Origin of the sequence: Roseofilum halophilum BLCC-M91 (genome assembly GCF_030068445.1) — a bacterium.
Taxonomy (GTDB): domain Bacteria; phylum Cyanobacteriota; class Cyanobacteriia; order Cyanobacteriales; family Desertifilaceae; genus Roseofilum; species Roseofilum halophilum.
The window spans coordinates 1-11,654 of sequence record NZ_JAQPOK010000083.1 but is presented as its reverse complement, the minus strand read 5'-3'; the positions used below and the strand labels follow the sequence as shown (position 1 = coordinate 11,654).

The 11,654-nt window shown below is 49.0% G+C and carries 15 protein-coding genes and 1 tRNA gene; 4 read left to right on the top strand and 12 right to left on the bottom strand.

Annotation, left to right across the window (positions count from 1 at the left end):
• Window positions 1-175: 175 nt before the first annotated feature.
• The 4 genes from PJF56_RS10595 to PJF56_RS10580 all read right to left on the bottom strand — a co-directional run bounded on the left by PJF56_RS10595 (window position 176) and on the right by PJF56_RS10580 (window position 3,461).
• Window positions 176-427: a hypothetical protein gene (locus tag PJF56_RS10595; protein WP_283762641.1), complete on the bottom strand. Its 252-nt coding sequence runs from the start codon at window positions 425-427 to the stop codon at window positions 176-178.
• Between the two features lie 57 nt (window positions 428-484).
• Window positions 485-1,750 (bottom strand): carboxyl-terminal processing protease CtpC, encoded by a 1,266-nt coding sequence (ctpC, locus tag PJF56_RS10590; protein ID WP_283762640.1) that lies wholly within the window; start codon window positions 1,748-1,750, stop codon window positions 485-487.
• Between the two features lie 196 nt (window positions 1,751-1,946).
• Window positions 1,947-3,170, bottom strand: coding sequence for a (E)-4-hydroxy-3-methylbut-2-enyl-diphosphate synthase (gene ispG / locus PJF56_RS10585; protein WP_283762639.1), 1,224 nt, complete (start codon window positions 3,168-3,170; stop codon window positions 1,947-1,949).
• Between the two features lie 87 nt (window positions 3,171-3,257).
• A complete protein-coding gene (locus PJF56_RS10580) occupies window positions 3,258-3,461 on the bottom strand; it encodes a hypothetical protein (protein ID WP_283762638.1) in 204 nt (67 codons plus the stop codon).
• A 146-nt stretch (window positions 3,462-3,607) separates the two neighbouring features.
• Between PJF56_RS10580 and PJF56_RS10575 the strand changes: the two genes are divergently transcribed.
• Window positions 3,608-3,681, top strand: a tRNA-Val gene (locus PJF56_RS10575).
• Window positions 3,682-3,794: 113 nt separating this feature from the next.
• Here the strand turns inward: PJF56_RS10575 and PJF56_RS10570 are convergent.
• The 7 genes from PJF56_RS10570 to PJF56_RS10540 all read right to left on the bottom strand — a co-directional run bounded on the left by PJF56_RS10570 (window position 3,795) and on the right by PJF56_RS10540 (window position 9,645).
• Window positions 3,795-4,901, bottom strand: a complete 1,107-nt coding sequence (locus tag PJF56_RS10570) for a tyrosine-type recombinase/integrase (protein WP_283762637.1) — start codon at window positions 4,899-4,901, stop codon at window positions 3,795-3,797.
• On the bottom strand, window positions 4,898-7,459 hold the full coding sequence (locus tag PJF56_RS10565) for an AAA family ATPase (RefSeq protein ID WP_283762636.1): 2,562 nt from the start codon (window positions 7,457-7,459) through the stop codon (window positions 4,898-4,900). Before PJF56_RS10565 ends, PJF56_RS10570 begins: the two co-directional genes overlap by 4 nt.
• A gap of 42 nt (window positions 7,460-7,501) precedes the next feature.
• On the bottom strand, window positions 7,502-7,978 hold the full coding sequence (locus PJF56_RS10560; protein ID WP_283762635.1) for a hypothetical protein: 477 nt from the start codon (window positions 7,976-7,978) through the stop codon (window positions 7,502-7,504).
• A complete protein-coding gene (locus PJF56_RS10555; RefSeq protein ID WP_283762634.1) occupies window positions 7,978-8,319 on the bottom strand; it encodes a hypothetical protein in 342 nt (113 codons plus the stop codon). Before PJF56_RS10555 ends, PJF56_RS10560 begins: the two co-directional genes overlap by 1 nt.
• Window positions 8,319-8,555 (bottom strand): hypothetical protein, encoded by a 237-nt coding sequence (locus PJF56_RS10550; protein WP_283762633.1) that lies wholly within the window; start codon window positions 8,553-8,555, stop codon window positions 8,319-8,321. Before PJF56_RS10550 ends, PJF56_RS10555 begins: the two co-directional genes overlap by 1 nt.
• A gap of 299 nt (window positions 8,556-8,854) precedes the next feature.
• Window positions 8,855-9,061 carry a hypothetical protein gene (locus PJF56_RS10545; RefSeq protein ID WP_283762632.1) on the bottom strand — a complete coding sequence of 69 codons (207 nt, stop codon included), beginning with the start codon at window positions 9,059-9,061 and terminating at the stop codon, window positions 8,855-8,857.
• Window positions 9,062-9,348: 287 nt separating this feature from the next.
• Window positions 9,349-9,645: a helix-turn-helix domain-containing protein gene (locus PJF56_RS10540; protein ID WP_283762631.1), complete on the bottom strand. Its 297-nt coding sequence runs from the start codon at window positions 9,643-9,645 to the stop codon at window positions 9,349-9,351.
• A 1-nt stretch (window position 9,646) separates the two neighbouring features.
• Here PJF56_RS10540 and PJF56_RS10535 point away from each other — a divergent pair, with 1 nt between their 5' ends.
• Window positions 9,647-9,817 carry a hypothetical protein gene (locus tag PJF56_RS10535; RefSeq protein WP_283762630.1) on the top strand — a complete coding sequence of 57 codons (171 nt, stop codon included), beginning with the start codon at window positions 9,647-9,649 and terminating at the stop codon, window positions 9,815-9,817.
• 63 nt (window positions 9,818-9,880) lie between these two features.
• Here PJF56_RS10535 and PJF56_RS10530 read toward each other — a convergent pair whose 3' ends face one another.
• Window positions 9,881-10,519 (bottom strand): hypothetical protein, encoded by a 639-nt coding sequence (locus PJF56_RS10530; RefSeq protein WP_283762629.1) that lies wholly within the window; start codon window positions 10,517-10,519, stop codon window positions 9,881-9,883.
• A gap of 241 nt (window positions 10,520-10,760) precedes the next feature.
• Here PJF56_RS10530 and PJF56_RS10525 point away from each other — a divergent pair, with 241 nt between their 5' ends.
• Together PJF56_RS10525 and PJF56_RS10520 are read left to right on the top strand one after the other, a co-directional pair.
• Window positions 10,761-10,982, top strand: coding sequence for a helix-turn-helix domain-containing protein (locus tag PJF56_RS10525; RefSeq protein WP_283762628.1), 222 nt, complete (start codon window positions 10,761-10,763; stop codon window positions 10,980-10,982).
• Window positions 10,983-11,077: 95 nt separating this feature from the next.
• On the top strand, window positions 11,078-11,654 hold a 577-nt coding region (locus PJF56_RS10520; protein WP_283762627.1), incomplete at its 3' end, for a hypothetical protein.

Sequence of the window (11,654 nt, the reverse complement as noted above, 5' to 3'; positions counted from 1 at the left end):
AAGCTGACGCTATAGTGTGGGCTTCTCGCTTCGCAGTCCCGCTATTGCGTCGGACTCCACGAGCTTTAAGGACGCAATGCCCTGCCGCCCTATTTTTTATGTTTATTGCCCCATTCAAGTCACGGTCTATGACGATACCGCAATCTAAAACGAGGGTTGGCTGAAAAAACTTCAGCTAACCCTTTTTTTTCTTCTTGCCGATCAAGTTTTCTTGGATAATTTTATATCCTTTTGTACCTTGTTCGAGTAAGCTGGCAACTTCTCGATCGCTTAATCCATTTTTCTTGGCTTTATAGATCGAGTCAGCAATTTCTTTATCTGTCAAACTGTTGGTGGCCAGTTTTTGAAGGGTTGAGAAGCCTTTTTTAAGGGTTTTCCTCGCTTTTTTCGGATCGAGCAGGTCATCAAGCATGACTTTTTTTTTCACAGAGTGAGTGAATCTTTCGGTATATCACTTATAAGCCCTAGAGATCGGCTCTAGAAGTTACTGTTTGGCGATTTCTTGAGTGAGAATCTTCAGGGCTTGGGCATATTGGGGATCGGTTTTTGTGCCAATTTGATCCCGATGTTTAACCAAGTATTCTTTTTGCTCTTCCGTGAGTTCCACGAGGATATCGGGTTCAATACCCAATTTATTAATATCGCGACCATTGGGGGTGAGATATTTAGCAATCGTGACCGCTAACCCCGATCCATGGGCCAGGGGTTGCACTGACTGAACTAAGCCTTTACCAAAGGTTTTCGTACCCACAATCACTGCTCGTCCATTATCCTGTAAAGCTCCAGAGAGGATTTCACTGGCACTAGCCGATCCGCCATCGACTAAAACGACTAAGGGGAGATCGCTTAACGGTCGATTATTGGCCCGTTGCCGTTCCGTTTCTCCCTGTCGGTTAACCGTAGAAACGATCGCCTCTCGGCCGGGTAACCACATCCGGGCGATCGCCACACTCGAATAGAGCAATCCCCCAGGATTTGAGCGTAAATCCAAAATATAGCCCGATACCCCTTGGGATTCTAAATCCTCAATTGCGTCGCGCATCTCCTCAGCCGCCGGAGCGCTAAACTGGGTCAGTCGAATATAGCCTATATTATTCCCAGTCCCTTCCTGACGATAGCTATAGCGCACGGGATGGATTTCGATGCGTTGGCGCTTAATGGGAAAATCAATCTCCTCTTGACCGCGCAAAATGGTTAACACCACCTCAGAATCCACCGGGCCCCGGATCAGTTTCACCGCATCATTAACATCCATGCCTGCGGTATCTTCACCATCAATTTTGACGATAAAATCCCTCGCCTGAATTCCCGCTTCAAATGCAGGAGAATCTTCAATGGGAGAAACCACCACTAATCGATCCGTTTCTTCATCCATGGAAATTTGAATACCTACCCCGGTCAGTTCCCCAGAAGTATCAATTTGCATGTTGTTGAACTCTTCTGGGTCCATAAACCGGGTGTAGGGGTCGTTGAGTTGCTTCAACATTTCCCGGATGGCTCCATAGGCTTCTTGATCCGAGGTATAGCTTCGACTCAGGTATTCCTGACGCACCTCTTGCCAATCCACCTGATTAAATGTGCCATCAACATATCGATTGTTGATAATTTGCCAGACTTCATCCACTAATTCTTTGGGCCCATCTTGGAAAAATGCTTGGCCTCTTAAATGGATTCCTGCACCAGCAACGGTTACAGCGGTCAGCATAACTGCCGTTGCACCTAAAACAAGTCCGCGTGTGGTTTTGGTCATAAGCTTACTGAACCGGGGATATTACTTTAGGGGGAGTTTAGCCCAATCTAACACATGCTACTCTACACCGAGCTATAGAGAAGGCGATAATGCGACCCATCGCTTCGCGATCGCTCTTTCATGGTTCCCTTATGCGATCGCATTTGAGCCAATTCCGGAGAATTCAATTCGACTTCCTCCTCCCTTCTTCTTCAGGTTACGGATCGACCCAACGGCCATCCGCTTTAATTAAATTAATTAATTCTTCCACGCCTTGGTCTTCTGGAACCTTTTTAATTTCTTCTTTCCCGCGATACAGAGAAATATACCCCGGTTGTCTTCCCACATAGCCATAGTCCGCATCTGCCATTTCCCCTGGCCCATTGACGATACATCCCATCACCGCAATATCCAAACCCGTTAAATGGTTAGTCGCTTCCCGCACTTTATGCAGCACCTCTTCCAGGTTAAACAAAGTCCGTCCACAGGAGGGACAGGCCACGTATTCAACCATGGTTTTTCGCAGACCCAGGGCCTGAAGAATGCTATAACAGACTGGAATTTCTTTTTCTGGAGATTCTGTTAAGGAAACTCGAATCGTATCCCCAATACCATCAGCTAGAAGCGTAGCAATACCTGCGGTGGATTTAATCCGGCCATACTCTCCATCTCCTGCTTCTGTGACTCCCAGGTGCAAAGGATAGCTCATTCCCAGTTCATCCATGCGCCTCACCATCAGCCGATAGGCTGCCAGCATAACTGGAACTCGTGAAGCTTTTAGGGAAATAACAATATTATAAAAGTCTAGAGATTCACAAATTTGGATAAATTCCAGTGCTGATTCTACCATGCCCTCTGGGGTATCCCCATAGGTAAACAGCATCCGCTCTGCTAATGACCCATGATTGACCCCAATACGCATGGCTTTCCCTTGGTCTCGTAGAGAAATCACTAGGGGTTCTAGGGTTTGGCGAATTTTATCCCCGATTTCGGCAAATTCCGCCTCTGTATATTCAGTGCGATCGGCTTTAGGTTTTTCAAACACATATAACCCTGGGTTAATGCGTACCTTATCGACATGCTTGGCTACCTCTAGGGCAATTTTCATGCCATTGTGGTGAACATCAGCCACTAGGGGAACTGGTTGATAAGTGTCTTTGAGTTTCTGCTTAATTTCACTGAGGGCTTTAGCATGGGCCAGACTCGGAACTGTGACTCGCACAATTTCACAACCAATTTCATGTAATCTGCGAATTGCTGCCACTGACCCTTCAATATCCAGGGTATCTTCGTTAATCATCGATTGGACGACCACAGGATGGCCGCCCCCAATGGTAATATTGCCCACGGGAACGGGTCTAGTTTTACGTCTCTCAATGGTCGTGGCGATCGCCGGTGACGAGGGTGATTGAGTTTGGGTCGGATTGGGTAGAGTTTGCATAAACACTCAATACGGATGGAAAGGCTATCATTAGCGTCTCATATTCGGGCCGTCCTGGGAATAGGCCAGGCTCGTAATCCTCATTCATCATTCATTGGAGTCAGGGATAACCCATTGGGGAGGGGCCATTCTTTTTTTTCGCACAGCCTCATCGGCAATGTCTAGCATTCGATCGAGAGAGGTGTCTTTAATAAAGTTGGAGGCTTGTTGAGCGTATTCTCGGTGAGGACATCGATCGCCTAAGACACATCCATTGACACAGGCTTTGGCGCAATCAATTTTTGGTTCCATGGTCGAGTTTCCTTGCTTCTACTCTTGACGTACCTTATCTTATATTTTGCTAGTTGGACAGCCTAATCCGGTTTCTGCTACTGATTCTGCAAAAATGCTGGTATTCTTGATCTATGAGCTAAATTGTGCTATAGTTCCTAAATTACGGACGTATAGCTCAGTTGGTTAGAGCGCCACGTTGACATCGTGGAGGTCACAGGTTCGAGTCCCGTTACGTCCATTGAGTTTTAGGCTTTTCAAGAAAATTCCGCGCCACTCGTGCGCCAGATTCTGGATGGATCGCCTTGGTTTTGCTAGGGCGATCGCCTTGGTTTTGCGCCAATCTTGCGCCACTCAATAGAGATCGGGAAGATCCGAACTACTGAGTCGCTCAATCCCTGCATAAAATTTGAGGATGGTTTCGACGCGATCGCCGACTAACCAAGCAATGGTGGGGAGTGGAACACCGCGATGATACATATTGCTGATGAAGCTATGCCGAAGAGCATAGGGTGGCAGGTATCTGCGGATCGCCCCTGACTGGGCAAGTTTCTTTACCAAGGGTTTCCACGCCCGGTTACGGAAGTTGTTTTGGTTGATGTATTCACCCGTCAGGGAAGGGAAAATGATTGCCCCATGATGCCCTTCAATGGATTGGATGGCCATATCAGAAACAGGGATGGTTCGCACCAAGTGATTTTTGGTATAAAGAGACAAAATCCCTTTGCTGAACGCCTTGTCGAAGGTGCATTCAGTCCCCTGGGAGGAGGAGGAGATATCAGAGGGGGTTAACGCGATCGCCTCCTCTGGCCTGCACCCAGTGGACGAGAGAAAGCTTACATAGCGCTCGTAATGGTTCCCCTCAAACCCCTGAACGATCGCCCGAACCTCATCAGGGGTGAAGAACCGAATTGGCTTCTTCGCTTTTTTGGGCAGTTGCTCTTTAAGTTTGATGCCTGGTAGCGCTGCCCTGATTGCTGGCTGTAAAGATTCAAAGTGTCGGTGGGTTGTGGATGGCTTCCGGATCTTTAGGTATTCCCGTCCCAGTGCGTCAATATTGGAAAGTTTTAGCGCCTCTCTGGGCAAAGTTTCAATCGCCCTATCAATCTCCACCCAAACGCTCTTTTGGGTGGTGGGGGAGGTTTTGCCCTGGGATTTAATCTTGTATTTTTCCCAGAGGGTCGCGATCGTCTCTTCCTGTTTGATTGGGGTCGGACGGTTTGTGTACTTCGCCAAGGATTCATCAAATCGGTTTAGCGCGATATCGGCGGCGATCGCGTTGGCCTTGGCATAGGCCACTTCAATAGTGGATTTTGTCAGCCCGCCTATCGCCAGATGGAACCGTTTCCCTGCATATGTCCATCGGAGTTGAATAGACCCGCTTCGATTAATCAAACTGACCCGTTTGGCTACGCGATCGAATGTGCCGACCGACGATCTCACCGTACTAAGTTGCTTCATCCTCCTTCCCCTAATGACTCTACTGGCTCGTAAACCCAATCAGGGAATTTAAGGTCGGTGCGGCTCACCTCTCGTTTTCCGATCGCCCTGCCCTCCCCCCCAGCACAGCGACACATATAGTGAGTGGAGTTAATTAGATCGATCTGCCATTCCTGTACCCGCCCCTGTTCATCCGTTATTCCAGCCCCTTTACCGATCCGGATTGGGTCTGGTTGCGATCGCCACTCTTTCAACCCGTTGGCGACGGGGGCCGTCAATGTTTCTTTGTCGAACTTTTCTATCCGTTGGGCACTAAAGACTTTTTTGTGAACCCGTTGCACTTCGACCAACTCCCAGTACCCGTCTAAGGGGACGTAGACGCGATCGCCCTTCCTTGGCATTGGGGGAAAGATTGAGAGCTGTTTTTGACCTTCATCAATTTGACCTTCATCAAACTGAACCATCAGCTCTTTAGCCTCAAACCGGGGGAAGCCATCAATGTCCAGTTCATACCTTATCCCCCAAGGCACGGTTTTCGTGGGCTTCTCGATCCAGCGAATATGAGCTGTTTTGCCACTCCATTTTGATTTGTTGGCTCCGACTACTTTGACTCTGGCTCCTGGACTCAGATCCGAGTCTTTGGCGGGCTTCCATCTGGTATTTTCAGCTAACTGATCCAACTGATCCGGAACTGATCCGGAACTGATCCGCAAACCCGGATCAGTTCCGGATGCTTGATAGGATTGGGTTTCAGCCTCATTTGGACGAACTGATCCAATTGATCCGCAATTTTTTGAATTTTTCGTTTCATCCGAAACGGATGGTTTTTGCGGATCAATTGGATCTTTAAATTTCTTGGGTGTAGTATCATCATTCTCAAGCTCAGTCACAGAGAGGGGTTGAGTGCGTACTTCATCAACCGATCCAGCCGTCCGGATCAGTTCCGGATCAGTTGGATCAGTTGGATCAGTTGGATCGGCTAGATGAGTAAAGTAAACTTTTCTCCGAGAGTTCCCCCGCTCGGCCGATATCAATCCAGCCTTGAGCAGTCCCCCCAGCTCCTTTCTGATGGTGTTTATGCTCGCCCCGATCGCCTCGGATATTTCCTCTACTTCGTGCTTCTTCCCTGTTTGGTTCAGCCAAGCCCGAATGTTTTTCCCCAGATCAGAGATCGATAGGATTTCCTCCCCTTCCATTTCTCCCTCAACATTCCATCTCCAAGAGTCTGAGTCGTACTTGAGGAGATACTGAGAAGGCCCCCGGTTCCTTGATTTCTCAATGCTTAAAACAACCTCCCCATTGGGGCGCTCTGTTCGGTGAGACAACTGCCAAACCTCGTCTACTGTGTTGTGGATTGCAGTCGTTCCTCGCATGCCTCCCCCTTTATTGGCGTGGTGGAGAACGACGAACGCACAATCGCACTCTTGGGCCAACCGCTTCCAATGGATTAATGGGGTCGCGTAGCGCATAGAATTCTCGTCAGTAATGGTGTCCACATTGACGGTCGTGAGAGAATCTATAAAAACAACATCCGGCCTATGTTCTAAGATCTCCTTTTTCAAATAGGACAGCCGGCCTGTTGTCCAGTCTTGGATGAGGCGATAGCGCTCTCTCTGCTCATGGGACAGAGAATAGAACCCCTGGATATCAAGTAGTTGGTTATTCTCTCGATCCCCCTGATCAGACTGCACCACCAGGACTCGCTTGGCCCCTCCAACCTCATAATCGCCCCATGACTCCCCAGAGATAAGGGAGTAAATCATTGAGTGGACTAAACGGGTCTTGCCGACCCCTCCACTCCCATAAAGGCAAATTTCTGCTTGTCGAGGTATCCAGCCGGGTAGAATCCAGTCGGTTTTCAGACCCTGGCAATGCTTTTCATAGGAGGCAAGGCTAAAGGATTTTGGTTTAAGTATTTTACTCAAGATCCATCGGGCGTGAATGTCTTTCATTTCTCTCAACCCGCTAAAACCCCACCTCTTGGCCATGTTTTTGAGCCTTAGATCTCTCTCTATAGAATCCTCGTCGCCCAGGGTCTCCATTTCCTTGTCAAGGATACTTAGGTCAACCCCCCGGCGAACTCCTTTCATTAGCACATAGGAAGAGAGAGCGGATCTTTTTGCTTCCATATCCTCAAGTGTGGAGAGGGGGTTTTGTGCCAATGCAGCCAGCTCCTGGCTGCATTCAATTATTTTTCTCCGTTGGTATTTGTTTAGGAGAAGTTTGGCGTACTCGTCAATATTGACCGCGCTAACCGTCTTTTCCAATAGTTGGACAAGCTTCACTTGCCCCCCTACTTTGTTTAGCAATCCTTGTTCTGCAAGGTGATTCGTTGCGCTGATTAGATCGACCTTTAGCCCTGCTTTGTTCATCTGGGCTAATTCTGTAAAAAGGATTTGGTTTGAAGGGGAGGAGAAAACGTCTGGGGTTAAATCGAACTCCTCGATTCTGTCCCATGCGCAAGGGTCGAGGAGCAGTCCCCCCAGAAGGTTTTCCTCTACTTCGATATTTTGGGGCGGGGGCTGATCGAAAATGTGATTTGAGTTCAGTCTCCTGTGCAAGGCAAACTCTGCAACCATGGCAAAAAAAGGAGGCGAAGCCTCCATCCTCCTAAAAAACGATCAAAATGGTTTGCTGGGCAGTGGCGGATCTAGGAGGGGTTCCTTTCCGAGGTAGAAAGCCTCCTCCCTCATTTGTTGCTTTGTCCTCTTGCTTATCAAGATTCGTTCGATCAGTTCCCTCTCCATATCCTCGTAATGCCATGCGGCTTGGTCTAGGAAAAACCGGAGTTCTTTCTTTTGTTCCTCTGACTTGATCAAGAGATTGAGCAACCGATCGAGGATGTCGGACGCTAACTCGCCCTTTTCTCCGATCTCGAATCCAAGAGCATTTTTTGCCCTTTTCAGGAATGTTTTCTCTATCAACAAACCAGGGGTTGGCACACCTTCGGGGGCAGGCTCCTCTGCAATTTCTCTGAGCCTTAAGATTGTTTGTGCCAGCTCAGATAAAAGTGCGTCTTGGTCAAGAACTTCAAAGTTCTCCCCGACCGTCCACCCGGCAACTTCTTTTATTACGTGCTTCTCTTCTTGCGTAAGCATTACTCAACCCCCTGTAATGTTGCCGGATCGACCATTTTCTCCACTTCATGGAGAGGGATTAACCCGCGCTGGTGGCACTGCCCTAGGTACTGGGCACATATTTTGAAGTGCTGGTATGCTTCTGCTTTCGTTCCCTTGAAAAGGCAGACGACGACATTAGTCGTGGTCTGCTCGTGCCGACCCTCTACCTTTCCGTAGACCCACCATTCAATATCATCCCAGTCTTGTCTTTGCTCTCGGCTAATAAACTCCCCTTCCGATATCGAATCAAAAGGAGCAACGCTCAACCTGACCAGGCAGCTTGATTCGATAATCATGTCATCGGTTAGCTGAACAAACATTAAAATTTTCCTCCTTGATTTTGGGCTTTCTTGGGTGTAGGCAGCCCGGTAAGATCTTCCATCTCTCGATCTTTTCGTCGGGCGATCGCTTTCGACATCTCGATCGCAATATCGATTGAGTCATTCACGAATGCGGCTACGTCGCTCTCTAGCTGTACCCCAAACTCCTTTGGGTAGAGTGCTGTAAATATAACTGGGGCGGATTTTCTGACAAAATCCCAATCGGTAAAATCCATTGTTTTCGTTCTCCGTGTAAGTGTCAGTCCCCGCAAGGGCGGGGGAAAGAGTTAAAACAGGTGACGGACTTCCTCAAATACTTCTTCAAGTTCACGGATTTCCGTTTTCGCCCCCTCTATAGTTGCGTGTCTGTTGGGCGTTGCGTTATGTAGGACTCCATTCCAGTAAAAACCGACTCGCCAAGGGTCATAAGGGCGGCAAGGGAAATTATGTGGGAAGAGCTTCCGATGTTTCATTACCAGTCCAAGGGTTGCCTGTTCTTGGATCTGAGGGGGGAGTTCTATTACTTCTACTACCACTACCAGAGTCCTCCCTGGCGGCGGATCGAAACAGAGTGGTGTTCGGACTTGTCGAATTCCTTGATATAGAAATCGCAATCGAGGCACTCTACCCAGGCGAGTTTGCAGAAGTAGCCCTCGAATTGACGAATACGGCGGCCACGCCCCGCGCATTTAGGGCAGATGGTGGGGGTGGCTTGTTGGCGAAAGGTGTTATCATTCTTCATGTGTATCTCCTGATGGGGTGTACTCTTCGCAGAATGGAAGACCCGATGAAACCTTCCATTCTGCGACTGGCTTATCGCAAATGAAATCGAAGAAGAGGGGACAGGATACTTCCTTGTCGCAAGTCTCGCAGTAGGCGCTTAGGAACCGCCGTGCGACTTGCGTTTTTTGCTTTTGGGGAAGCCGGTTTAATCCATCCACGAACCCCCCGTTGATTTGAACTTGATCGTCTGGGATGCCCTCCCAAATGTATTGCACCCCACGGGCCCATGGGGTTCCATTGAGTTTGTTAATCATTGTCCCTCTCTACTTCTTCGCTCAAGTGACGACGGACGGCTTGCGGGCTGATATTCATGTGTTTGGCAATTTCGCTGAGTCTCCACTGTTCCTCTCGGCGAAGGATCTGCATTCGCTGAGCCATCCTCCTGGAAACGTGATTAACCCTTAAGCGATAGTCGGGGGGTGACCAGGGTCTCCCCGCTTGGAAGTCGCGGATGGATCTTAGGTAATTTGTCGCCGCTTTCGGGTCGTAGTCTTGGATGTCTTGATACAACTGTCTTTGTTGGGCTGTTAGTTTCAGTTTCAAAATGGAACCTCCTTGCTCTTCAGTTCCTGAATCCACGGGGCAAGCCATGGATGAGCTTGCCGAATCCATTCAAGGTGTGCGATCGGGAGGCACCTCTTCGGGAAAATCTCCCCGGCAATTTCAGCGTGCCCGCCGCCGCAAATCACTACAAGCATCCCTAGGGGGGAGCTAACCCGAAAGATTATGGTGTTCCCCAGTCGGGAAAGTTTAATAAGGAAAAGCTCCTCTAAGCTGCTCATGCCACAGACTCCTTTTCTTCGTCTGGGAAGAGTGGGCCGTGGCTTTTCTCGAAGTTGTCGAGGAAGCTCTCTAGGAGGGCTACTGTTTCCTCGGATAGCCCACTCTCCTCCGGTGACTCCCATGGGGGGAGGATTTTTTTTATATTTTCCTGTCCTACAAAGATGCTGTCGTCGGGGAGTCCGTCAACGTTTATCTCGTAGAACCACTGGGTGGTGTGATACATCCCGTAGCTCATCCCGGTGATTAATCCGCGATCCGTTTCCTCACTCGGATCGAAGAACTTTACATAGTTGCCGATCGCGTACTTCGGTCTGGGGAACGTCCGGATTCTGCAATCAATGGAGATTCTTATCCCCTCAATTGAATCCACCTGGCTTTCGGCTAGAATTTGCTGCCCCAGAATGTCCTGGGTCTTCTGTAGGCTCTCGTTGGGAAATCTCTGGAGAGCCGCCTCGACTGCCCGGTACATCGTTCCGAGCCTTTTGATTTCAAGAAAATTAAATGCCATAATTCTGGTGTGTTTTATTTGTGGCTCCTCTCCTCTCCCGTCCGTGGCGGTTCCTTCGAGGAGTGGGGCTTTTTGTTTTCCTCTCCCGTTCATGGCGGTTGAGGAAGGGGTGAGGTAGCTTCTCACCCCTGATTTGTGATTTGAATGGGAGACATCAATGTTGATGCTTACAGAGCGTCATCTAGGTTTTTCCTTGGCAAATCCTCCCTTTGCTATATAATCAATCCCCCCCTAATAGGGGGTGTCACCCCTTAGCTGTTCCCAGCAGCTTTTGGGTGCTGTCAACGTTTAAGAGTGACATGCACGATTATCGTGCATTATAATCAATATGTCAACAGATATCTCGGATTCAGAACTTGAGTACCCTATGGAAAAACTTCGTAAGTCACGCTGTGCAATGAGTCAAAAGGCTTTCGCTAAAGGGATAGGAATGAGTTGGCGGACTTATCAGGATTGGATGGCGGCGGGGAAAGCCCCTAGGTTTTCCCCAGATCAAATGAAAAACCTTTGTGAAATCTGCAATGTTGATGCCAACACGCTTCTAGACTTTTTGACCGGGGCGATCGATGTCGAGGAATTGCCCAATTAAGAAGATTTGTAAACCACAGAGACCCCGATCGCACCTAGTCGCGATCGGGGTCTCTGTTTGGGGTAAGATTTTGGCATGATATTCGGTATTTGGTTATGAAGTATCCGCGCTGGTTCCCCTTCCCTGGCTGTTGGATTCGCGCCCTCGTTACTTGGTTGACGGCCAACTTGATCGGGTTACTCCTTGTGGTGATTACACCTCTGGCTGCTGGGGTCTCTGTCCCGTTCTTGGCGATCGCCAGTGGTGACAACCCCATCATTTCTGGTGTCGCTATCTTAATCATTGTCGCAGTTCTTTTTACTGCGCTGGTCTTGTTCCCTACGTTCGTCTATGCCCATGTCCGCCAAGTCGGGGAGTATTTCGCTGGCAAACAAGAAGCCTTCCCTTTTATCCCCACGGCTGCCAACTGGAGAAAAGCGGTAGGTGATGAACTGGTCGTTTTCCTGGGGGCACTTTCCGTCCTGCCGTTCGTTATTCCCACTCCAGATCACTTGGTGGAGGAAGTGATAGCGATCTGCATCCCGCTTGCCTTTATTGCCACGGCCTACTGTTACCACTTCCGGGTCTTGTTCCACCGCCACCAAGAACGGGCCCGAAAACAGGAAAACCTCAACCGCAATCGCCAGGGTCTTCGGAGAAACAAGAGGGTTCCGACTGCGATCGTCGATGACC